The sequence below is a fragment of the Defluviimonas salinarum genome (assembly GCF_026013545.1).
Taxonomy (GTDB): domain Bacteria; phylum Pseudomonadota; class Alphaproteobacteria; order Rhodobacterales; family Rhodobacteraceae; genus Albidovulum; species Albidovulum salinarum.
This window is the reverse complement of the sequence record NZ_JAPDOG010000014.1, coordinates 17,859-38,276: the sequence shown is the minus strand read 5'-3', so window position 1 is coordinate 38,276 and position 20,418 is coordinate 17,859. Positions and strand designations below refer to the sequence as shown.

Sequence of the window (20,418 nt, the reverse complement as noted above, 5' to 3'; positions counted from 1 at the left end):
CCTCAAACCACGATCTGGATTTCTGGCGGTGGCGGGGGCAAGCTCACCGTGGCGGTCGCTCCCATCGAGCGGTTCCCCCCGGAGATCGCCGCCGTCACCCATTTGAAAAGGCTGGAGAACCCCGCGCTGTCCATCGTGTCGAGCGCGACCACATGGTCGCATAGGGGCGCGAGATCCTCCTTGCGCGCCTTCGGCCCGGCCACGCAGCCGATGATGCTCGCGAAACCGATGGAGCGGATCTTGGGACACTGCTCCTCGAAAACCATGAGGTCCGAGGGCTTCCCGTCCGTCATCACGAAAAGGTATGGGGCCCAGTCCCCCTTCTGGTCCGAGGTGGACCGCCGGATCTCCTGGCGAATCCGCGTGCCGAGCGTCTCGAGCGCGCGGCCCAGATGGGTGGGGCCGGACTGCGGCGTGGAGATCTGCGGGACCTGCAGCTCATCCAGCGCGGTCAGCGGGACCACCACGTTCGCGTCCGCGTCGAAGGTGATGATGCTCACGCATACCGTTTCAAGGGCATGGGGGTCCTGGCGCAGCGCGCTGACCATCACCCTTATCCCGGTATTGACGGCCTCGATCGGCTCGCCGCGCATGGACCCTGACGTATCGAGCAGAAGGTAAACCGGAAGACGTCTCACGCAAACTCCATCGTTCACAAGATAATCAGACCAGGGTGATCTGGGGCGGCGGCGGCGGCAGCTCGCTGAGCTGGGTCGATTCAGACTTCGACAGATCAATCTTCTTCGAACTGGTCGAAATTGAGGCGGATACCCACTTGAAGAACGCGCTGATGGTGGAGCTGTCCGCCGTATCGAGGGAAACGACCACCTCCGTGATCTGCTTCAGGACCGAGGTGTCCGCCTGAGGCCCCGCGGCGCAGGCGATCACCATGCCGGGCCTGATGGTGCGGAATTCGGCCAGACCCTTCTGCCAGTCGTCGGTCGGCTGGCCGTCCGTCATCAGGAAGACGAGAGGCTTCCAGTCCCCCTTGCTGTCGGCCGTCGTCTTCCGGACCTCGCGGGCGATACACTCCTTGGTGACCCTGAGGGCGTCCCCAAGCGACGTGGTCGACCCGGCCTCCACGCTTGGGGGCTGGAAGGATATCAGTTCCGTCAGAGGGACCACCTGCCGCGCCTTGTCGTCGAACACGATGACCGAGATATGGGCCGTCTCGAGCGCGTAGGGGTCCGTCCGCAGCGTGCTCACAAGCATCTGCATGCCGTTCTGGACCGCCTCGATGGGCTCCCCGTGCATTGAACCTGAAACATCGAGGACGAGATAGACGGGAAGGCGGCGCATGGCGGTCACTCCTTGAAGCCGCACCGCGATCACGGGGCGGAAATGATGCCTGGCTCCATCCCGGCCCGGCTTGACGGGAAACAGCACCCCGTCCTTCTGCCCTGGCGTGTCGAACGACAGGATATGCAAATCTATTGTTTCACCCGAATGCGTTGTCAATCGGCATTGCGCGCAACCGCCGCGGGCGGGAGCCCCTCGCTCATCGACAGGCCGGCAGCCGCCGATCCTCGCAATCGCGCGGAGGCCGCCCCGGGGAAGCACGTACTCCGGCCCGCCGTCATGCCCGCATGGATCACTTGACGGAAAAACCCCCGATCAGGCCTACTTCAACCAGCCGATGCCCGAAGCGATGGTGGCTTAACTGAGTCGGAGAACCACTCAGAAAGCGCCCGGAACATGTTTAGATCAATCGAGCAATCTCTAAGTACATCGATTAGTTGGGGTCATAAGGAGTAATCTAAAGTGGCAATGTTGTTGGAACCGGACTGCTCTGTACGGATTTGGCGAAAGCTGATCACCGTAAGATCCTTGGCACTCGTCGGGATGGGAGCGCATTTTTCTGCGACAGCCGTGGTAGTATGTTTTTTGCTACTGATAACTCGGTCAGCCGACGCGCAATCAGTCGATGACGCCACGGCGCAGATCATTTCCATCATGGAAGAAACCAACGCCAACCTTGAGGCTCAGGCGGCGCAGATGGAGGCTGAGCGGCAACAGTTGACTAACACGCTGTCGCAAATAGGCTGCGATTGCAGCGCAGAACTTGGTGGTTGCGAAGCTGACGTTACTGTTGAGAGCGGAAATGCGCAATCACTCCTCAGAATCACGACAGATAAGAGTTGTGCTCGGGTCTCTTTTTACCTCACGACGACTTGGGATAGAGAGCACGGAACCCCAGTTAATGAGCAGATTTCAATTATCCAGGGCGGTGTGGAAGAAGAATGGATTGACCATGACATGTGGAATGGCCGGAAGCCTATTCTGGAGAGACCGGCGACCTGCAAGACCTGCTCGGATGGTGCTACTGCATATTGCGAACTCAGTAACAGACTCCTCTCCAGATATTCCGGGGTCACGGAAGTGAACCGGAAGGCGGCTGCCGACATGGACGAGCCGATCAAGGCAATGAAATCGGGCGGCCTGCCCGAACGTATGGTAAGTGCCACTATTCGCCAGAAGGAAATCCTTGAGCGTATTGCAGTCACAACCGAAGCAATTGTCGATGAGGCGCAGAAAGGCCAGATTGAGCGCTGCAATTAACCTGCGACTCTCCGATAAAGGTAGATTTGCCTGTTCCAGTCGACATGGCACGCTTGGATGGCACGCCTGGCGCACCCGCCCGTAAAGGACCACAACATACATCTGTCTGATTGTACGATTCAGCGTGATCGGCAGCGGCGTCTGCGCGCCACCAGGGTTCACCTTGACGGCTTGAAGTTCCACGGTAGGAGATCGTCGATCCGACTTTGCGGATGGCCGGCGGCGATGGCTTCGAGGGTGGCAGTCTCGATAAGCGATGCAATTCGGCCCCAAGCCCGCCGGAGGTCGCCAGGAAGGACACGCACCTTCGGCGCAATTGGCGCGCCTGGAAGGGGTATTATCCGGCCGCGCTTGGCATTATCCTCGGACCAATGTCGGGCAATGCCTCGCCCCGCAACGAGATTCTACGCGCCACACGCCATCTGGGCCGGGCGCTCTGAAAGCAATAGGCTGGCTATCATGTCCGAAGCCGGGTCGAGGCCCGGATGAGCTGCTTGAAGAATTTCGGCGAGAGGATGCAGCAGGATGCACGGCTGGCACTGGAGGGGAACTCCAGGCGAAGGTGTTGCTGGCAGAAATCTAGAAAGATATCGGCAAGCATGACTTGAAAGAAAAAAACGGGTATCGTTGTGGAACAACCCTGGCTTTGGGGGCGGTTTATGCATCACTACTTTGCAATAGTGACGGAGAAGCGGTTAAAGGGACTGGCTATTCTCCTTGTTTTATTGGCGTTCTCTGTGGCAGCGTTTGCCACGACCGCGAATGCGAGGCCATATTGCTATACTAAGAGCGGACCGATGATTGAAATTTATGCAGGACATTTTGTTCCTGGAACCGAGAGATACTCATATTTTGACGTTTTCAACAAAACTTCGCGGCCGGTTAAAGTTGAAGTCGAAATGGTTGCTGGAACTGCTCGGGATACGATCCAACCCCACAGTGTCGCCAAGTGGCGAGGAATTATTCGCATGATCAGGGTAACATGCCAATTTACTGACTAGAAGGGTGCTGAAATAGTCGGGCCTCGACTCAGCATTCGGAATGTGACTCACCCTGAAAAGGTCAGAGGCGGGGGCTATGATGCGGAGGCGGGCGAGGTGAGTCGGTCGCTGTTCAGCTATGTCGACCTGGCAGGCTGTACAGCCAAAATGAATTAGACATGACAAAAATCTGCGAAAACTATCGGCAGACGAAGGCCCAGTAGGTGGTTGGGCGCCCATCCCAGTTAAAGGACGTATCTCCAGGACCGAGTCCAGTAAACTGGGTAGGCTTATTTCCACTCGAAAGACAGGAGTAGTCACCGCGGCGATCATAACAGTATTGGAGATGTACGAAGTGATGGCAGTTATTTGTCCAGTAAGGTGTTCCCTGATTATTTACTCCAGTTGAGATACAGTATAATGCGTTTTGATACTGCCCGCTTCCTCTGCAGTCTTGACTATGTGCGGCGTGAGATGTCGTGAGTATGGCTGCCAGAATACCACCAAAGAGCAGCTTCCTCATCACACTATCCCTCCCACTTAATGTGAATAGGACCTAATAAGCAACAATGATGTGGCATTCGCAATGCCAAGTCAAGAAAATTGGCGATACTCAGAGTGAGATGGGTGCCGGGTCTTCTATGCCAGGTTTGGAGGTTGGGAGAGAGGCCCCGAATGGCCTGTCACGGAGATATCCCGATGGCTTTGACAAACGCAATCGCCTAGATCCTCAGTAAGCACCCCGCACGATCCGCGACCCACAAAAACAAAAATGGTAGGCCCGGAGGGAATCGAACCCCCAACCTAAGCGTTATGAGCGCCCAGCTCTGACCGTTGAGCTACAGGCCCCTACCTGGAATCCATATATGCGAAAAAGAATCGCAACTCAAGATCCTTCGACGTCGCTGGCGGATATCGTGATGGTGGTGCGGGGCGGGATCGAACCGCCGACTTTCGGATTATGAGACCGACGCTCTACCGCTGAGCTACCGCACCGAAACGGGGTGCCCCCCGTGATTGTCGGGCTCACGGGGGAGAGGCCGGGCGGAGCGCCGGCCGCCGCGGCGGCGGCGCTTGCCGATCCAGGCGGGGACCTCCGGGATCAGGGGGTGGGATCGTCCATGTCCGGCCTCGCATCGTAGCCGGCGATCCAGTCCTCATCCCGCCCGGCCATCTTGGGGGATGGCTGGTCGAAAGGATCACTGGGGATGGTGCGGTTGGCCGCCATCATATCGTTTCGCAGCGTTTGGGCCGAAGGGATGACGCCGGCGCGCTCCAGCGCGATCAGGAAGCTCCAGGTTGACAACTTCCGGATGTGCGGTCCGAAGTCCATCTTCTTGACAGCGGCATCCTCGAACAGAACCAGAGCCTCGTCGTCGGCCGCCATGGTGTCCCGGATCGTATTGGAGAACTGCCAGATCGAGGTCTCGCCCGCATCCCGAACCCTTTTCAGGGTCGCGCGAATATCCTCGGGTATCGCCTTCCACATCATCCCGATGCTGGTTTCGATCGTCTGGATCCGGTTCCCGCGTTTGGCAAACCAAGCCTCGAATACGCTGGCATCCGGAGCACCGGGCTTGCCACGCAAGATCTCGTCGGCGACCATGTCCGTGATCAGGATCGGGCAATTGAAGCGATCGAGGAGATCCAGGCGATCGATCCGGCCGAGCGACATGAGCGGGCCGGAATCCGGGATCACGATTTCAAGCGCCATCGGCGACCTCCTGCAATCGCTTCCTGATCAGCGGCAATGCGGCCTCGACCTCCGCCTCGACCTCCGCCTTCGGTGGTAGCGGCGGCGCCTCGCCGATATCCGCGAGCGCGTTGATCAGGTCGGCATAGGTTTCCATGTGGAGCGCATCCATCGCCTCGTGATCGGTCACGCTTCCTGCGAGGAAGCCGTCGAGAATCTGCCGCACGGTCACCATGCCGTGGATCGGACGGATCGAGGATCCCTTTTCGGAGCGGCCCATCTTCGTTCTCCTTGTCCTTCCATGAAGATATGGCCGGGCCGACATGGTTCGGCAAGGTCTCATCCGGCGTGATCGGGCGGCCGACCTGGATCAGCGGCGGGCGCGGATCCTGCTCCAGGTCATCACGCCGAGCACCCCGCAGCCGGGGCAGGTGAGGGCACCGACGATCCAGCGGACGAACTCGTGCCGCCCGTGCCGGTCGTTCAGCCAGCGGGGCGTGAGCCGCCAGGGTCCGGAACCGCACATGCAGCGAACCTCGATCGCATCGGCGGCATCGATGTCGCCGACGCGGAGCTGGTATTTCGGGATCGTGGGGTTGGACATGAACTCCGCTCCAGGTGAGAACGGATAGCGAACATGCGTGCGGATGCCAAGAGCCGAAGCTGGCGCCGGCCCGTGTTGCATCAGGCGGCGGCCGGAACCCGGCTGCGGCAGCAGCCGGGATCCGGCGCCGTCAGCGCGGCTGAAAATGGTGCCCGCACCAGGACTCGAACCTGGGGCCTTCGCCTTCGGAGGGCGACGCTCTCATCCGCTGAGCTATGCGGGCATTGGCCCGGCTTTCGATGCCGGGCAGGACGGCCGAAAGGCCGTCGGAAACGGGGGATGGCGCGCTGCCGGTCAGATCGGAGAAAAGCGCCCATCGAAGAACTCCGCGGCATCGCGGAGCCAGAGCGTGCCGTCGGCCTCGGCCCGGTAGAGGGCCGTCATGATCCGGCCGGCGGGCCGGTCGAGCGCCAGCGAGCCCAGAAGCCGGTATTCCCCGCCCTTGCGGTGGCGGTAGCGCGGACCGTTCTCCCAGGCCGGGAGCGTCTCGCCCGCGCGGCCGCAGCGCGGCGCGGTCTCGAGCTCGTGACGATGGGACAGGGCGCCGAGACGCCCCCCGGCATCGCCATGCAGGAGATAGACGGAAAGGTCGTCGGCATGGAGCGCGAAAACGACCACGTTGACGATTCCGCCTTCCGGCAGTTCGAGCGCGATCGGGCGGTGCAGCTCGAGCGCGGCGACGCCGCGCTCCAGGGCCGCGAGAAAGGCGTCGTCGGATTTCATCAGGTTCTCCTGGTTCGGAAATTGGTGCCCCCGGCCGGACTCGAACCGGCACGCCGTTCCAGGCACCGGGGTTTGAGGCCGGCGCGTCTGCCAGTTTCGCCACGGAGGCAGGTGAAGGCGGCGCGGCCGTCAGGGCGCCGGGCAGGCGGTCTCGGCGGCCGCCACAAGATGACGGCGCTCCTCGAGATGCTCGGCGTATCGCTCGCGCGACTGCTCCATGTGCCGGTTCGAGAACCAGATCGTCGACAGCCGCTCCCCGTAATACTCGCCGAGAAACTCGGAAAGCTTCTCGCGGGCCCAGTCCCGGTCCTTGCCGTAGCGCTCGCAGCAGCGGTGGATCGCGCCGACGCGCCAACAGGTTTCGCGAGCATCGGGATCCGTGGGATCCGTGGATACATGGAGGCGTTTCTTCATATCCCGCCTTGCATCAAAAGGCCGGGTCACAGGTCTCGTCCTCGAGATCGGGCTCCGCCTGTTCCTTCTTCAGGAGCCACCCGGCGAAATGCTTGTCGAGGCCAGCCTCGCGGATGAATGCGATTGCGTGCTCCTCGAGTCTGACCTCTTCCGGGCGGTATTCCTCCGGGAGATGCCCGATAACCTGGTCGAGTTCTACCGTTTCGGTGTCGATCAGCGCCGACACGCCGCGCACGCCGGCGAGATAGGTCAGATGCGCCTCCTCCGCGGTCAACGAGAGGATCTCGAAAAAGCCGCTATTGCGGATCGGCCCTCCGCTTTCCACGGCGAGCGACCCGTTCGGACCGACGGTGACGTCGTAATCCCCGTTATGGACATGGTAGTCGAACCCGTCCGGCCGGACCTTCGTCACTGTGCCGTAATTGCCGTTGGTTGACCCTTCTTCGAATGGCGCATGGATGATCATGCCTCTGCGGGGCTGGGTGAGGGGGCGCGTCTGCATGGCCAAAGGTCCTTTTCAGCTTTCCCTGGCATGATCGGTCGGGGATGCGAAAAAACGAAACTGTATATCGCCTGGGACCATGCCCCGCGCCAGCCGGAGAGGCATCGAAGGAAAATAGTGCCGATCACGGGAATCGAACCCGTCCCACCCGCTGAATCCGGAAGGCCTTCCCAGAGTGGAGGAGTTGAACCTCCGGCGCACCGCGCATCGACATCGTGGCCCGTCCGGTCGTCCGGGCCGAGAGAAAGACTGGTCGCAATGCCGGCCGCGCCGATGGCCGGAGCCGGGATTCATGGATCCGCGGCGCCAGGAGCTTGCGCATTGCGCGGGCTTGTTCGCGCTCCGGAAGCGCGTCATCCCGAGGGGGCTGGCCGGAAGGGCCGCAGCACTTGCCGCGACCTTCCAGCCGAAAGCCTGGTGGATCCTGCCGGGCTCGAACCGGCGACCTCCTGGATGTCGACCAGGCGCTCTCCCGGCTGAGCCAAGGATCCGGGCAAACTGGTGCTGGCGATCGGGATCGAACCGATGACCTCGCCCTTACGAGGGGCGCGCTCTCCCATCTGAGCTACGCCAGCAAGGCCTGGTGGCGCCCGCGCGGGCGCTACCGGCTGAACGGATCCGGAGGGGTCTCATCTCCCGCCGCCGGGGGCGGGGGCGGGGGAGGCGCCAGGTGCTCGTCGAGCTTCCGGACGGCCTCGAGGACCTCGGGGAAGGCGCGCCGCAGGCGGACGACATTGTCCATCACCGGCCCCTCCCGGAGATCGTAGGCATAGTTGTGGTTGACCCGATGCCGGAACTGCTTCAGCTCCGAAAGATCCGCATGAAGCGCGTCTCCGATCACCTCGGGCCGCACATCCTCGATCGCGGATCGCATCGCATCGAGGAGATCCTGGTGCGAGGTCGGCCCTTCCGGCACGAACCGGTCGACGTTCCTCGCGATGACCTTCAAGGCATCCTCGATGCCGTTATAGACGTTGTGGACGGCTGTGGCGGCCGTCGTCAGCGCGGACCAGCGCATGACATCGTCATCACCCTTGAACGGATCGCGGGACAGAAACCGCTCGAGGTTTCCCATCTCGGTATTCGCGTCCTCGAGCTTCTTGGGGATGCTGGAAAGGGCCGGAAGCCTAAGCTGCAGCATGCAGCATCTCCTCCGCGATCGCATCTGGAAGATCCGAACGGTAATGAAGATCGCAAGCGATCCCGGTTCCGCGCATCGCGCTTGCCGCGATGGATTCCATGATCGCACGTCTTGGGGATCCGGCCCGGTCCATCACCATGACGTCGAGATCCGAGTGGAGCATGAAATCCCCCTTGGCGAGGGAGCCGAACAGCCGCAGATCGAAGCCCGCGGCAGCGGCCATGGCACGCATGTGCTCCCAGGCCGCCAGGGCGAGCCGGCGGCGCTCTTCCGTCAATCGTGCCTGGCGGGTCTGGAAATCCATCCGGTCCGGCTCCTGTCGTGTCACGCCGTGGCCGAAGCCATGCGATGCGCAAATCTAGCATGCCGGGCCGGAAAAGTGCAATTTTCCTTGCCTGGCAGATCGTTGGCGCCCGCGGCAGGACTCGAACCTGCCGCCTCCGGTTTAGGAAACCGGCGCTCTATCCGGATGAGCTACGCGGGCATTGGCGGGCGGCGCCGCCGCCCGCCGTCGTTCAGTCGCTCTGGAGCGCGCCGCTCCAGTAGAGATAGTCGGTCCAGCTCTTGTGGAGATGGCCGAGATCACCGCCGCGCCGGCGCATCAGCGCATGGGCGGACGGCCGCTTCGGCGGCGCGATAGGCCTCATGTCCTGCCGGTGCCCCTTGCGCGTGTTGCAGGGAACGCAGGCCGCGACGATGTTCTCCCAGTTCGTGCCGCCGCCCTTCGAGCGCGGGATCACGTGGTCGAAGGTGAGATCCTTCGGCGCGTGCTCCTCGCCGCAATACTGGCAGCGAAACCCGTCCCGGAGGAAGAGGTTCATCCGGGTGAAGGGGACCCTGTCCGGGCGTTTCACGTAGTCCTTCAGCGCCACGACCGAGGGCGGGCGGTAGGTGAGCCGCGGCGCCCGGATCTCGTGGTCGTATTCCTCCAGGACGATGACGCGGTCCTTCAGGACGTTGCGGAAAGTCCTCCCGAAGTCCCAGGTCGAGAGCGGGAAGGTCGAGATGGGCGCGAAGTCCGCATTCAGGACCAGTGCCGGGTATGCCAAGGTCATGATATGCTCCTTTCGTGCCGCCTTGGTGGCTTGAGCCGCCGCCGGAGACATCCCGGGCAGCGGGTGCCCAGCCCGAAAGGAGCGGATACCCCTTCAGGCGCGGGCGAGATCCTCGCGGTAGCGCGCAAGCGCCTCGTAGGCGGTGAGGCGCATCTCCGCGATCGTGGTGATGGAACGGTCCGCGATCCGGCGCGACCAGCTGTTGATGCGGGCGATCAGGTTCGTGCCCTCACGCTCGAGCGCGAAGGGCAGGACGCCGTCGAGGACACCCTCGACCCGGTTTGTATCGATATGCATGATTTCCAGAGCCATGTTCTTTTCCTTATGATGTCTGGTTTCCTGAAGGTCCGCCGGCGGCCCTCCGGGCACGCGGGGTGGACCCGGTTCGGGAGCGGCCGCGCAGCCTGCGCGCTCCGGCTCCCCGGGGGGATCTGGGGGGGATTGATCCAGCCGCCGCAACGAATGCCTGGCGCTCCCGGAAGGACTCGAACCTTCGACCCGCTGCTTAGAAGGCAGCTGCTCTATCCGGCTGAGCTACGGGCGCGCGTTCGGGGCCGCCCCGAAGGACGGCCCCTCTGCGCCATCCACACCTGGTGGTGGCGTCATGCCTCGCGCTACCGGGAGCGCCTTCCGAGGCGGTCCTGCCCATCGCCGAAGCGGTGTCGGGGCAGGGCATCGCGATCCGAGCCGCAGGCCCATTCGCGAAGTCGTCATGATCCGGCGCCGGAGCGGACGCTGGGCCGGATGGGTTGGCGCCGCAAGAGCCGCGACAGCGCGCCCTCAGAATGAGGGGCTCACGGAGCCGGCGCATTTCCGGCGTTCGCCTCGATCGTCTCGAGGAGATCCGCGAACTCGTCCGAAAGGCCCTTCGCCGAGATGAGGCGCAACGCGAGCTTCGAGAGATTGCGCTCGAACTCGTCCGAGAGACCCTTCTCGGCAAGGAAGCTCGACGCGAGCTTCGAGATATTGCCCGAGACCTCGGGACAGTTGGCCGCGAGATCCTCGATCCGGTGCTCGCCGGGCCCGTGTTTCATGAATTTTCCAAACAGGTTTTCTGTCGTCATAAGTCGTCTCCCTCGACTGGGCTGCCTCGTGTCAGCGTACAGGCTCCAGGTGAAAACCAGGGTCGGCAAAAACCTCCCGAGCAGGCGTAGCGCATCGCGAGGTCCGTGGAAGATGGTAGCCCATAGGGGAATCGAACCCCTCTTTTCAGGTTGAAAACCTGACGTCCTGACCGATAGACGAATGGGCCATGATCCGGGCAGTCATGGGAGAGCCCGGAGGTGTTGGCTGGGGCGGCAGGATTCGAACCTGCGTATCGCGGTACCAAAAACCGCTGCCTTACCGCTTGGCCACGCCCCAAGAGGACCGGCCGCGGGAGCGGCCGGCGCTGTCTGTTGCCCTGTGGGAGAAGGGCCGGTTGATGGTAGGGGCTGACGGGATCGAACCGCCGACATCCTGTGTGTAAAACAGGCGCTCTCCCAGCTGAGCTAAGCCCCCGAAGGAATGCCGGTGACCGCCTTGCGGCGCCGGCGTCATGTCTGGCCGGCCGAAGCGTTGCCGCGAGCTGATCGCGCGGCTGGGCTGCGGCCCTGGAAACTGGAGCGGGCGACGAGAGTCGAACTCGCGACATCCACCTTGGCAAGGTGGCGCTCTACCACTGAGCTACGCCCGCAGCGATCCGTGAGGATCGTGCCCCCTGATCGGCTCAGGGAGCCAAGCCCTTCCTTGCCGGCGCGCGGCCGGTAGGGGAAACTGGCGGAGGGAGTGGGGTTCGAACCCACGGGACGCTTTCACGTCCTCCGGTTTTCGAAACCGGCGCAATCGACCGCTCTGCCATCCCTCCATGAGATGCGGTCCGATATCCGTGTTTGGCGAAGACCCGGGCTCAGGGCTCCGGGCTCGCTTCCGGCCCGGCGTCCTCGAGCTCCTTCAGCGCCTGCTTGATACGGGCGATATTCTCATGGCCGAGATGCTCTGCGGCATACTTGTCTCTTTCAAGAAAGGTCGCATCCTTGAAGATATGGGTATGGTCGCTGAGACTATTGGCCTGACCGACATTCTCGATGAAGTAATCGATGACCGCCTGCTTCCCGCCCCGTTCCACGGCCTGGGAGAGCGGATTCCTGTGATCGCCATTCAGCACGAAGAACAAGGCATGATTGCCAAGCACGATAGCCGTGGTCTGGCATCCGTAGTCGCGGACCATCGGGTTGTAGCTCAGGTGAAAACCGTCATGATTGGAGACCATGTTCAGGACGGTCTCGTTTGTGACGGGTATGCGGCCTTGACTTTTGAACATGTTGATCCTCTCTTCCGAGCCACCACTTCCTGAAGGATGCCTACCACCGCCTGGTGAAAAGGATCGCCTTCATCGCAGGCTTTCCTTCGAATTGGTGCTGCAGGCGGGGATCGAACCCGCGACCCCGTCCTTACCAAGGACGTGCTCTACCACTGAGCCACTGCAGCATTTTCCGGGGTCCTCGATGTGCTGTCACGCCAAAGACCTGTCTTCCGCTCCCGGATCCGCCTGGCCATCAGGCGGGAGATTTCATGCCGCCGCGGCCAGGAGGCCGCGAACGATGCCGGAGGCGAGCTTGCCGTCATAGAGGCCTGAATGCTCCGCCTTCAGGGCCGCCATGACCGCGCCGAGATCGGCGCCGGCGGCAATCCTCGCCCTGGCGAAGGCCTCGATGTCCGGCGCCGTCATCTGGGCCGGAAGAAGGCCCTCGAGGACCCGTTTTTCCGCGATGACCTTCGCGAGAGCGTCGGGGTTGCGGCCGCCCTCGAGCGCCACGATCGTCTCCTCGATGCCCTTGAGGAACTTCTTCACGACCGCGACGACCTCGTCATCGGTCATCTCGCGGGCCGGGTTGAAGAGCTTCGTCTTCGTGTCGATCTCGCCCTTCAGCGTGACCAGGACCCCTGCCTCGGGCGCCTTCGCCTTGCGTGCGGCAAGGGCGTCGGCGCGGATCTTCTCGAGCAGGCTCATCTGGATCTCCTTCATGGCTGAATGCTGCTGATCGAAACTGGCGGAGGGAGCGGGATTTGAACCCGCGGGACCCGTGAAGGTCCGCCGCCTTTCCAAGACGGTGCAATCGACCGCTCTGCCATCCCTCCATGAGATGCGGTCCGAAATGGGTTGCGCCGCGATTTGCCGGCTCGCCGCGCCCGGAGCCATGGCGCAGCCATGGCTGCGCGGAGCGCGCGCCCCGTTCGAAGGGATCGCGCGCAGATACCTGGTGCCCGGGGCGGGACTTGAACCCGCACGGCGCGAAGCCGCCACCCCCTCAAGATGGTGTGTCTGCCAGTTTCACCACCCGGGCATCTGACGGCATGTCGCTGCCGCCGTGCGTAGCATGGTCGTCCCGGGAAGAATCGAACTTCCGGCCTGACGGTTATCAGCCGTCCGCTCTACCGCTGAGCTACGAGACGAGATCGCGCTTTCTGGTGGGTCGGGCTGGATTCGAACCAGCGCGTCCTTTCGGAGCCGGATTTACAGTCCGGTGCCATCAACCACTCATGCCACCGGCCCACGGGAAAACGCGATAGGGGCAATCCGGTCCGGGTTTCCCCGGGCCGGAGTTTTCCGTCCGGCCCTCAGGCCGTTTCGGGATAGGGAAGGGCGATCCCCTTGCGGCGGCGCTCGGCCTCCATCCAGGCGATGTCCTTGTCGAGATCGACGTCCGGAACCATGTCGGCCAGGAAGAAGATCTTGTCGAGCCGCTCGTCGGGGCTCAACTCGGCATTGCCGGTCATGACCCGGATCTTGCGAAGCTCGTCGCGCAGCCGCGCGACCTCGGCTTCCGCTTTCTCGGCGTCGGTATAGGCCGCGTAGCGCGAACCGATTACCCGGGTCTTCGCGAGCACGTCGCGCAGACCCTCCGGCGTCGCCTCGTCGCCGAGGCTCACGTGAACCTTGTCGGCGCCGACGGCCTTGCGATGCTCTTCGATCACATCCTCGAAAGTCAGCATGATGATACTCCTTTCCCGACTTCGATTAGCCTGGTCCGGCTGGCGGCCGGGACAGGAGGATGACCGCCCCGCGAGGCGGCCGGTGAATTGGCAGGGGCGACAGGATTCGAACCCGCGACATCCGGTTTTGGAGACCGGCGCTCTACCAGCTGAGCTACACCCCTACAGGACCGATGGTCCGAAAACTGGCGGAGCGACCGGGAATCGAACCCGGTGAGCCCTTGCGGGCCCTACGGATTAGCAATCCGCTGCATTACCATCCTGCCCCCGCTCCGCGTAAGGTGGATGGCCGCTGATCCGGCTCAGCGGCCGAAGCCCGGGCGGTCCGGCTGCCGTGATGGCATCCGTCCGTCTTCACGCGCTCGTAGCGCGGGTGAATGGGATATCCGTTTTCGACATTGAAGGTTGTCACTCCTGCTCTGGATCTGAAACTGGCGCCCCCGGACGGGATCGAACCGCCGACCTTCGGTTTACAAAACCGCTGCTCTACCGGCTGAGCTACAAGGGCAGTCCGCGCCCGGAGCCGGTCCGGATGGCGGAAATCAAACCCCCGAACAGGCTCGAGACGGCGGCATGGTCGCCGGTGCGCGTTGCGCATCCGGCTCCCCGCCGTGTCCCGCCCGCCCGGGGAAAGACTGAAACGATCCTGGGGATCGTTTCATTGTTGGCTCCCCAGGCAGGGCTCGAACCTGCGACACTCCGGTTAACAGCCGGATGCTCTACCAACTGAGCTACTGGGAAACATCCCGAACACCCTGGGGGCGGCGGGAGGGAGATCGTGTCGGATGCCGAAGATGGGTTCGGCATCGGAAAGGTGCCCCGCCCGGCATCGGTGCGATGCCGGGCTTGTCCGGGGCTTCCGCCGCTTACCGGGTATTCCCTTCAGACAGCGGCACCGGGATCCGCCCCGAAGGGCCATTCCCGTGATTGGTGGAGCCGGGGGGATCGAACCCTTCCTGCGTCGGCATGGCCGGCGCGCCTTCTTCCTTGAACGCTCCACCGGAGCCTTCATTTGCCGATGGCAAACCGTCGAAAGCCCTCCTGCATGCCATGCAGGCGCTCTCCCGGCTGAGCTATGGCCCCATGAAGCCGGCAATCCCCGTCTTTTCAGCGCGGGGAAGATGTTGAATTGGCGACCCGTTAGCCTGGCCCGGGTTGGAACCCGGCCGGTGACCCCCTCCGGTCCGGAGGGACTTGCTATACCGCCACGGGCCAACGGACGGTTTCGCCGCAACCCGGCACATCTGGCGGGTTGCAGCAGAACTGGTGCCGGCAGGGCGGTGATACCCCGCTGCCCTCGCGGGCGCCGGCTGATCCCCTGGCCATGACCTTGGACGCTCGCGGATCCGGTCTGCCGGACTCAGGCAAGCACCCCGTCACCAACATGACTCAGAGCCTCGATAGTGGTTGCGCAGGCGGGACTCGAACCCGCGACCTGATGGTTATGAGCCATCCGAGCTGACCAACTGCTCCACCGCGCATCGAAGACGCCCCCTCGGGGCGGCTCGGATGTGAGGTGAAATGGTCCCGCCCCCAGGAGTTGAACCTGGATCCTCGCGGCCACAACGCGATGCTCTCCCATTGAGCTAAAGCGGTACTGGACCCCGTCGGCGGGGGTGAAAGGTGGTGAACGCTCTGGGACTCGAACCCAGGACCCCCTGATTAAAAGTCAGGTGCTCTAACCAGCTGAGCTAAGCGTCCATCGTCCGGGGCGGCCGGGAAATGGCGGGCAGGGTGGGGTTCGAACCCACGGAGCCCTCTCGGGCCCGGCGGTTTTCAAGACCGCTGCAATCGACCGCTCTGCCACCTGCCCGGAGAAGCGCCCGATGTCGTCTGGAATTGCCTGAGCGGCGGGGCTCGAACCCGCGACCCTCCTTAAGGATGCTCTACCATCTGAGCTACGCTCTCTCGCCGCTATCCATCTCTCCCGGGCTGCAGTCCCGGGCTGGACCCTCGGCCGGGCCCGGCCGAAGCGACGAACGTCTCCTGCGGCCTCGGCCGCGAATTGGTGGACCCTGTCGGACTTGAACCGACCGCCTCCTGCTTGCAAGGCAGGCGCTCTCCCGGATGAGCTAAGGGCCCGTAAACTGGAGCCGGCAGCCGGAGCGACCCGGAACATGCGCGATGTCGGAGCTTCGGTTCCAGCCGCCCCCATGGTGGCGGCCGGGCTCACTGCCGGCGTAATCTTTGATCCGCTCCCGGGGCATCCTTCTCGGAGCCGCGCCGGGTAGGTTGGAGGTGGCGCCCGGAGTCGAACCGGGTCCCTTCTCGGGGCTACGGAGTTGCAGTCCGTCACGTTACCGTCCCGTCCCGCCACCATGACCTGCCCATTACCCCGGGCAGGAGGGGATTGGCGCTCGCGGAAGGATTCGAACCTCCGGCCTTCGCGTTCGTAGCGCGACGCTCTCATCCACTGAGCTACGCGAGCAACCTGGTGCGGGTGGAGGGACTTGAACCCCCACGCCTTGCGGCACCGGAACCTAAATCCGGGGTGTCTACCGATTTCACCACACCCGCACTGTGTTTCGTCGACCTTTTGAACGGGGGCCGGACCCGGCGCGCCTTGGCGCGGCATCTGGTGCGACGGGCAGGAATTGAACCTGCGACACCCGGATCTTCAATCCGGTGCTCTACCGGCTGAGCTACCGACGCGTGTGTTTCTGGAGCGGGCAGCGGGAATCGAACCCGCGTCATCAGCTTGGAAGGCTGAGGCACGAACCACTATACCATGCCCGCATGCGCCGTGACCGCGGCGCGTGTTGTCTGGACCGTTCCGCTTCCCTCGCCTGGTCGGAGCAGCGGGATTTGAACCCACGGCCTCCTGTCCCCCAGACAGGCGCGCTACCAGGCTGCGCCATGCTCCGTCGCCAGGGCGGGAAAGCAGCGCCGGGAACGCCCGAAGCGCTCGACCAGCAGGATTGGCGAAGTTGACGGGACTTGAACCCGCGGCCTCCGGCGTGACAGGCCGGCGCTCTAACCATCTGAGCTACAACTCCATTCGATGGGCAGGAGGACTTGACCCTCCGGCCCCGCCATCTGCCGATGGCTTTCGGGGTCTTTCGACCGTCCACCGGAAGGTCGAATTTTCTTTCCTTACGCCTTGGTCGGGATGAGAGGATTTGAACCTCCGGCCCCCTGGTCCCGAACCAGGTGCGCTACCAGGCTGCGCCACACCCCGAAGAAGCAAGGCGTAAGGAAAGAAAACCGGTCCCGAAGCCGTTACGAAAAATGAATGTGAAATACATTATTCACATGACCGCAAACGGTATCGAGGCGATGTCTGGCCAAGAAGGACCGGTCCCGCCGGCGCGTTCCAGCGCGCCGGCTTCGCCCGCTGGAACGAACCGGCCCTCCGCGGGCCGCCGATCCTTCCAAGGCAGACATCTCGCTCGGGATCCCGAGCGCTCGCCGGAAGGGCGCCGCGGCGCCGTTCGGATGAACGCTCGAGACCTGTTTCAGGAAGGTTACCCGCGCCTCGCGGCGGAGCGCCTTCACCGTCTTGCCATGCGCGCCCTTCTTGCGAAGGATCATCGTGGCGACATGGCCGTTTCGTGGGGCCAGCGACCCCTTAGCGTCTCGTTTACCCATGATCGATTTTCCTTGCGATCCAAAAGGTTGACTGGTCGGGGCGAGAGGATTCGAACCTCCGACATCCAGTACCCAAAACTGGCGCGCTACCTGGCTGCGCTACACCCCGGGAAGTGTCGAATGCGGCGGCGGGCCCTTTATGCTTTTGGTGTCTCACCGTTCGCCAGTCCGCGACCGCCTTTTGATCTCACCGCATTCGGGAGAAGCGCCGCGGCGCCTCGCCGGAAGGCGATACGGGAATTCCGCGAGGTGCCCCGGGACCGGCCGGTTTGCCGGTCCTGGGGCCTCACACGATTGTCCGAAGGGATCCGCGATGCGGGCCCTCGAACCTTGAGACCCTGAATTTGGCAACCGGATCATCGAGTTAAGCCGTGAAGCTCATACTCTACCGGAAACAGGGTCATCCGCCAGCGATGTCAAAGAGCGCAGCCTGAATGGGGATCTTCCCCGGGCTGACCGGCTCTCCGCATGCTCTTCTCTTGGGAAGGTGCTGATCGCCGGATTTTGGTGGATCTCCCCGTCAGGGGCGGTCCGTTCCGGCGTTCTGCTGATCGTCAGGCCATCAGGGCCCCAGCTGCCGGATGTTGGGTCGCGGTCCCCTCAAAGGACCCGCGCGGATCATATCCCTGCGAATTGACGCAAGGCGACGCAATGCCATGCCACGGATTGGCCCGGAGGCTGCGCATCGTCATGATGTTCGCTGTCAGGCGTTTCACTTGGCATCCTCCTTTCCATCCTGCGGCCCGACACCCGTCGAGACCTGGTTTCCAACAAGCGGCCCGGATCATCTCCGGTCGATCTGTGAGGATGAACTTAAACGAGCTTTGCGAATCTGAAAAGGGGGAAAATGCGATCCGGATGAAAAAATGCGAAAAATGAACATATGCGCTGGCGTCAGCCCGGGTCTGCAACTCCAATGGCCCTTATTTCATTCAGTTTTCCGCATTCTCATGGTAGATATCCCTCTCTTCCAGACAGGAGCACAAGATGACCACGATCGCCATCGGGCGCGCCCGCCGCCGCCCGAATCTCTTCGACCGGATCTGCGCCGCGTTTATCCGCCGCCGGGTCTTTACGGCCACGTTCTGCGATCTCGCCCGGCTGGGCGACCGCGAACTGAACGACATCGGCCTGAGCCGCGGGATGATCCACGATCTCGCCGCCAAGAGTGCGGACTCCGAAGCGGCGGCCTGGCTTGCGCGCCGCTGATGCCGGCAGCGCCGGATGAGACCCGCCCGGCAACGGGCGGGTTTCGCATTTTCGCGGGCGCCGATTAGGCTCCCCCGAGGAGGTGCCCGATGCCCGAGACCACCGCGAGACCCGAAGAACTGCCCGAGCGCATCGAGATCGCGCCGGATGTCCTGGCCGTGAAGGTCGGGCGGCACTACGTCCTCAGGTTCCCGTTCAATCGGGAGGCGGTCGACCGCCTGCGCCAGTACCGGAGCGCCCACTACGACGGGCCGTCCGGCGGCTGGCTCATGGATGCTTGGCGGACCGACGCGGTCCGGAGGGCGCTGGAAGAGGTCGATCGGATCCTCGGTCCAGACCGGCATCTGCGCCAGGCCGCGGCATCCGCGGTGCCCACGCCACGCCTCCTGGTCGCCGCCGACAGTGTCGCCGTAGGGCATCTGCTCGAGACGGAGACGGGTCTCGTGACCGTCGTGCAGCTCGGAGCGGTCTTTGCCGGGGCGGCGAAGCTCGTAAAATCGGGCAGGGCGGAACTCGTGGGGCGGCCGGTGCGCTACGCCTATCACCGGCCGGCGACGGAGGCCGAGATCGCCGCCGAGGCCGCAAGGCGCGAGGCCGCAGCACACGACGCCGGCGAGCCGGATCCGGAGTTCGCCGCCTGATTTCGCGGATGAGCGATCGTCCGCGGCGGTCTACCGCTTGACGTGCGCGAGAAACTCGGACAAATCGCGGGCCCGACCGAGGTTGACCCAAGGTCAACGGTCGACGGCAACTCCACAAGGACAATAACAATGAAGCGGGCTTTTGGCGCGGTGAGCGCCCTTTTAGCGGGTACCCTGTCCGCGCATGCGGGCGGTATCGAGCGCTCGACACAATCGGTGGCAATCCTGTTCGAGAAGGGCAGCCATGTCGAGTTTTCCATGGGGGCTTTCAATCCCGACGTGAGCGGAACGGTCGCCGGCGGCGCCGTCACGAGCGGCGACATGGCCAAGGGATACGGCACCTTCGCGTTCGGCTACAAGGAGGCCCTGAGCACCCGGCTCGACATGGCCGTGATCCTCGACGAGCCGGTCGGGGTGAACGTGGCCTACCCGGCCGGCGCCGCGCCCTATCCGCTTGCCGGATCGACCGCCGATCTCGATGCGCTCGCGCTGACGGCGCTCCTGCGTTTCAAGATCGCGGAGGGCTATTCGGTTCATGGCGGTCTCAGGGCGCAGCCGGTCCAGGGGGAGGTATCGATCCCGCTCTTTGGATACGGGATGACGACCAGGACAGATCGCGAGATCGGCTACGTGCTCGGCGTCGGCTGGGAAAAGCCGGAGATCGCGGCGCGGGTCGCGCTGACCTACAATTCCGCGATCAGGCACCAGCTGCGCGCCCAGGAGACCTTCTCGCCGACACCCACGGCCTTCGAAACCGAGATCCCGCAATCGGTCAATCTCGAGTTCCAGACCGGCATTGCGCGTGACACGCTTCTCTTTGGCTCGGTTCGATGGGTCGACTGGTCGGTTTTCGACATCACGCCGCCGGCGTTCCTCGCGGCGACGGGATACGCCATCTCCGACATCGAGAAGGATACCGTCACCTACAACCTCGGGATCGGCCGCCGCTTCAGCGAAAACTGGGCTGGCGCGGTGACGTTCGGCTATGAGCCGGCATCGGGCGCTCTCATGGGCAACCTGGCGCCCACCGACGGCTACCGAAGCATCGGGGTCGCCGCGAGCTACATGCGCGGCGGCATGACGATCACCGGCGGGATGACTTATGTCGATGTCGGCGATGCGACGACCATGGTTGTCGGCGGAGACTTCCGCGGCAACAGCGGCCTCGGTGCCGGCCTCAAGGTCAGCTACGGCTTCTGAGGCCGGGCCTGCGCGCCGAAGGTGTCCCGCGTCACCATTCGCCCGGCCTTCGGGCCGGGCGGAACGCGCCGGACGACCGGTGCGCTACGCCTGCCACCGTCCCGCAACGGAGGCCGAGATTGCCGCGGCGCGAT

At 63.5% G+C, this 20,418-nt stretch carries 20 protein-coding genes, 36 tRNA genes and 1 pseudogene; 5 read left to right on the top strand and 52 right to left on the bottom strand.

Translation table 11 applies throughout. The features are described 5' to 3' along the window. Positions 1-2: 2 nt before the first annotated feature. Together OM960_RS15400 and OM960_RS15395 are read right to left on the bottom strand one after the other, a co-directional pair. Complete coding sequence (locus OM960_RS15400; protein ID WP_264772561.1) at positions 3-638, bottom strand: vWA domain-containing protein; 636 nt, start codon at positions 636-638, stop codon at positions 3-5. 25 nt (positions 639-663) lie between these two features. Further along, on the bottom strand, positions 664-1,428 hold the full coding sequence (locus OM960_RS15395; protein ID WP_264772560.1) for a vWA domain-containing protein: 765 nt from the start codon (positions 1,426-1,428) through the stop codon (positions 664-666). 399 nt (positions 1,429-1,827) lie between these two features. Between OM960_RS15395 and OM960_RS15390 the strand changes: the two genes are divergently transcribed. Together OM960_RS15390 and OM960_RS25650 are read left to right on the top strand one after the other, a co-directional pair. Beyond that, positions 1,828-2,559 carry a hypothetical protein gene (locus OM960_RS15390; protein ID WP_264772559.1) on the top strand — a complete coding sequence of 244 codons (732 nt, stop codon included), beginning with the start codon at positions 1,828-1,830 and terminating at the stop codon, positions 2,557-2,559. A 305-nt stretch (positions 2,560-2,864) separates the two neighbouring features. Continuing rightward, positions 2,865-3,077 (top strand): annotated as a pseudogene (locus OM960_RS25650) (hypothetical protein); the annotation flags it as partial. A 1,235-nt stretch (positions 3,078-4,312) separates the two neighbouring features. On the opposite strand, the gene OM960_RS15380 reads toward OM960_RS25650, so the two are convergent. From OM960_RS15380 to OM960_RS15135, 50 genes are all read right to left on the bottom strand, one after another. After that, positions 4,313-4,388: transfer RNA gene (locus OM960_RS15380), tRNA-Ile, on the bottom strand. Between the two features lie 72 nt (positions 4,389-4,460). Further along, positions 4,461-4,535 (bottom strand) — tRNA-Met (locus OM960_RS15375). 106 nt (positions 4,536-4,641) lie between these two features. Continuing rightward, on the bottom strand, positions 4,642-5,253 hold the full coding sequence (locus OM960_RS15370) for a PIN domain-containing protein (protein ID WP_264772558.1): 612 nt from the start codon (positions 5,251-5,253) through the stop codon (positions 4,642-4,644). Further along, the gene (locus tag OM960_RS15365; protein WP_264772557.1) at positions 5,243-5,512 is read right to left on the bottom strand and encodes a hypothetical protein; all 270 of its coding nucleotides are present in this window, start codon (positions 5,510-5,512) and stop codon (positions 5,243-5,245) included. Before OM960_RS15365 ends, OM960_RS15370 begins: the two co-directional genes overlap by 11 nt. 90 nt (positions 5,513-5,602) lie before the next feature. Next, on the bottom strand, positions 5,603-5,836 hold the full coding sequence (locus OM960_RS15360) for a hypothetical protein (protein ID WP_264772556.1): 234 nt from the start codon (positions 5,834-5,836) through the stop codon (positions 5,603-5,605). Positions 5,837-5,982: 146 nt separating this feature from the next. Next, a tRNA-Arg gene (locus tag OM960_RS15355) sits at positions 5,983-6,059 on the bottom strand. 71 nt (positions 6,060-6,130) lie between these two features. After that, positions 6,131-6,559: a DUF1653 domain-containing protein gene (locus OM960_RS15350; RefSeq protein ID WP_264772555.1), complete on the bottom strand. Its 429-nt coding sequence runs from the start codon at positions 6,557-6,559 to the stop codon at positions 6,131-6,133. Between the two features lie 22 nt (positions 6,560-6,581). Next, positions 6,582-6,668: transfer RNA gene (locus tag OM960_RS15345), tRNA-Leu, on the bottom strand. Between the two features lie 20 nt (positions 6,669-6,688). Next, the gene (locus OM960_RS15340; protein ID WP_264772554.1) at positions 6,689-6,973 is read right to left on the bottom strand and encodes a hypothetical protein; all 285 of its coding nucleotides are present in this window, start codon (positions 6,971-6,973) and stop codon (positions 6,689-6,691) included. 13 nt (positions 6,974-6,986) lie between these two features. Next, a complete protein-coding gene (locus OM960_RS15335) occupies positions 6,987-7,475 on the bottom strand; it encodes a hypothetical protein (protein WP_264772553.1) in 489 nt (162 codons plus the stop codon). A gap of 415 nt (positions 7,476-7,890) precedes the next feature. Beyond that, a tRNA-Val gene (locus tag OM960_RS15330) sits at positions 7,891-7,966 on the bottom strand. 8 nt (positions 7,967-7,974) lie between these two features. Further along, positions 7,975-8,050 (bottom strand) — tRNA-Thr (locus OM960_RS15325). A 26-nt stretch (positions 8,051-8,076) separates the two neighbouring features. Next, entirely contained in the window at positions 8,077-8,616 is a 540-nt protein-coding gene (locus OM960_RS15320) for a ribonuclease toxin HepT-like protein (protein WP_264772552.1), read from the bottom strand. Then, the gene (locus OM960_RS15315; RefSeq protein WP_264772551.1) at positions 8,603-8,920 is read right to left on the bottom strand and encodes a nucleotidyltransferase domain-containing protein; all 318 of its coding nucleotides are present in this window, start codon (positions 8,918-8,920) and stop codon (positions 8,603-8,605) included. Before OM960_RS15315 ends, OM960_RS15320 begins: the two co-directional genes overlap by 14 nt. Positions 8,921-9,023: 103 nt before the next feature. Continuing rightward, a tRNA-Arg gene (locus OM960_RS15310) sits at positions 9,024-9,100 on the bottom strand. Positions 9,101-9,131: 31 nt separating this feature from the next. Beyond that, entirely contained in the window at positions 9,132-9,671 is a 540-nt protein-coding gene (locus tag OM960_RS15305; protein WP_264772550.1) for an HNH endonuclease, read from the bottom strand. 93 nt (positions 9,672-9,764) lie between these two features. After that, positions 9,765-9,983, bottom strand: coding sequence for a hypothetical protein (locus OM960_RS15300; RefSeq protein WP_264772549.1), 219 nt, complete (start codon positions 9,981-9,983; stop codon positions 9,765-9,767). A 155-nt stretch (positions 9,984-10,138) separates the two neighbouring features. Further along, positions 10,139-10,215 (bottom strand) — tRNA-Arg (locus OM960_RS15295). Between the two features lie 250 nt (positions 10,216-10,465). Beyond that, positions 10,466-10,705, bottom strand: coding sequence for a hypothetical protein (locus OM960_RS15290; RefSeq protein WP_264772548.1), 240 nt, complete (start codon positions 10,703-10,705; stop codon positions 10,466-10,468). 143 nt (positions 10,706-10,848) lie between these two features. Further along, positions 10,849-10,923: transfer RNA gene (locus OM960_RS15285), tRNA-Glu, on the bottom strand. Positions 10,924-10,958: 35 nt separating this feature from the next. Then, positions 10,959-11,033: transfer RNA gene (locus OM960_RS15280), tRNA-Gln, on the bottom strand. Between the two features lie 62 nt (positions 11,034-11,095). Further along, positions 11,096-11,171, bottom strand: a tRNA-Val gene (locus OM960_RS15275). A 100-nt stretch (positions 11,172-11,271) separates the two neighbouring features. Then, positions 11,272-11,346, bottom strand: a tRNA-Gly gene (locus tag OM960_RS15270). 81 nt (positions 11,347-11,427) lie between these two features. After that, positions 11,428-11,517: transfer RNA gene (locus OM960_RS15265), tRNA-Ser, on the bottom strand. A gap of 42 nt (positions 11,518-11,559) precedes the next feature. Beyond that, complete coding sequence (locus tag OM960_RS15260) at positions 11,560-11,973, bottom strand: hypothetical protein (protein WP_264772547.1); 414 nt, start codon at positions 11,971-11,973, stop codon at positions 11,560-11,562. 92 nt (positions 11,974-12,065) lie between these two features. Further along, positions 12,066-12,140: transfer RNA gene (locus tag OM960_RS15255), tRNA-Thr, on the bottom strand. 82 nt (positions 12,141-12,222) lie between these two features. Continuing rightward, a complete protein-coding gene (locus tag OM960_RS15250; RefSeq protein ID WP_264772546.1) occupies positions 12,223-12,663 on the bottom strand; it encodes a GatB/YqeY domain-containing protein in 441 nt (146 codons plus the stop codon). 38 nt (positions 12,664-12,701) lie between these two features. After that, positions 12,702-12,791: transfer RNA gene (locus tag OM960_RS15245), tRNA-Ser, on the bottom strand. Positions 12,792-12,911: 120 nt separating this feature from the next. Next, positions 12,912-12,997: transfer RNA gene (locus OM960_RS15240), tRNA-Leu, on the bottom strand. 34 nt (positions 12,998-13,031) lie between these two features. Beyond that, positions 13,032-13,106: transfer RNA gene (locus OM960_RS15235), tRNA-Ile, on the bottom strand. A gap of 13 nt (positions 13,107-13,119) precedes the next feature. Beyond that, a tRNA-Tyr gene (locus tag OM960_RS15230) sits at positions 13,120-13,206 on the bottom strand. Between the two features lie 65 nt (positions 13,207-13,271). After that, positions 13,272-13,646, bottom strand: a complete 375-nt coding sequence (locus OM960_RS15225; RefSeq protein ID WP_264772545.1) for a hypothetical protein — start codon at positions 13,644-13,646, stop codon at positions 13,272-13,274. A gap of 88 nt (positions 13,647-13,734) precedes the next feature. Next, positions 13,735-13,810, bottom strand: a tRNA-Trp gene (locus OM960_RS15220). 22 nt (positions 13,811-13,832) lie between these two features. Further along, positions 13,833-13,920 (bottom strand) — tRNA-Ser (locus tag OM960_RS15215). A gap of 158 nt (positions 13,921-14,078) precedes the next feature. Beyond that, positions 14,079-14,154 (bottom strand) — tRNA-Thr (locus OM960_RS15210). Between the two features lie 157 nt (positions 14,155-14,311). Further along, a tRNA-Asn gene (locus OM960_RS15205) sits at positions 14,312-14,387 on the bottom strand. Positions 14,388-15,050: 663 nt separating this feature from the next. Next, positions 15,051-15,127: transfer RNA gene (locus OM960_RS15200), tRNA-Met, on the bottom strand. Between the two features lie 41 nt (positions 15,128-15,168). Next, positions 15,169-15,242, bottom strand: a tRNA-His gene (locus tag OM960_RS15195). A 28-nt stretch (positions 15,243-15,270) separates the two neighbouring features. Further along, a tRNA-Lys gene (locus OM960_RS15190) sits at positions 15,271-15,347 on the bottom strand. A 22-nt stretch (positions 15,348-15,369) separates the two neighbouring features. Next, a tRNA-Ser gene (locus OM960_RS15185) sits at positions 15,370-15,459 on the bottom strand. 193 nt (positions 15,460-15,652) lie between these two features. After that, positions 15,653-15,728, bottom strand: a tRNA-Ala gene (locus OM960_RS15180). Positions 15,729-15,879: 151 nt separating this feature from the next. Continuing rightward, a tRNA-Cys gene (locus OM960_RS15175) sits at positions 15,880-15,964 on the bottom strand. 33 nt (positions 15,965-15,997) lie between these two features. Continuing rightward, a tRNA-Arg gene (locus OM960_RS15170) sits at positions 15,998-16,074 on the bottom strand. Positions 16,075-16,078: 4 nt separating this feature from the next. Further along, positions 16,079-16,163: transfer RNA gene (locus OM960_RS15165), tRNA-Leu, on the bottom strand. Between the two features lie 59 nt (positions 16,164-16,222). Then, positions 16,223-16,298, bottom strand: a tRNA-Phe gene (locus tag OM960_RS15160). A gap of 9 nt (positions 16,299-16,307) precedes the next feature. Continuing rightward, a tRNA-Gly gene (locus tag OM960_RS15155) sits at positions 16,308-16,382 on the bottom strand. A gap of 51 nt (positions 16,383-16,433) precedes the next feature. Continuing rightward, positions 16,434-16,510 (bottom strand) — tRNA-Pro (locus OM960_RS15150). 55 nt (positions 16,511-16,565) lie between these two features. Continuing rightward, a tRNA-Asp gene (locus OM960_RS15145) sits at positions 16,566-16,642 on the bottom strand. A gap of 105 nt (positions 16,643-16,747) precedes the next feature. Next, a tRNA-Pro gene (locus tag OM960_RS15140) sits at positions 16,748-16,824 on the bottom strand. A 442-nt stretch (positions 16,825-17,266) separates the two neighbouring features. Then, positions 17,267-17,343: transfer RNA gene (locus tag OM960_RS15135), tRNA-Pro, on the bottom strand. An 878-nt stretch (positions 17,344-18,221) separates the two neighbouring features. Here OM960_RS15135 and OM960_RS15130 point away from each other — a divergent pair. The 3 genes from OM960_RS15130 (at position 18,222) to OM960_RS15120 (ending at position 20,284) form a co-directional block, all read left to right on the top strand. Then, positions 18,222-18,443 (top strand): DUF1127 domain-containing protein, encoded by a 222-nt coding sequence (locus OM960_RS15130; RefSeq protein ID WP_264772544.1) that lies wholly within the window; start codon positions 18,222-18,224, stop codon positions 18,441-18,443. An 89-nt stretch (positions 18,444-18,532) separates the two neighbouring features. Then, positions 18,533-19,084, top strand: a complete 552-nt coding sequence (locus OM960_RS15125; RefSeq protein WP_264772543.1) for a hypothetical protein — start codon at positions 18,533-18,535, stop codon at positions 19,082-19,084. Between the two features lie 129 nt (positions 19,085-19,213). Beyond that, positions 19,214-20,284, top strand: a complete 1,071-nt coding sequence (locus tag OM960_RS15120; protein ID WP_264772542.1) for a hypothetical protein — start codon at positions 19,214-19,216, stop codon at positions 20,282-20,284. Positions 20,285-20,418: the final 134 nt, after the last annotated feature.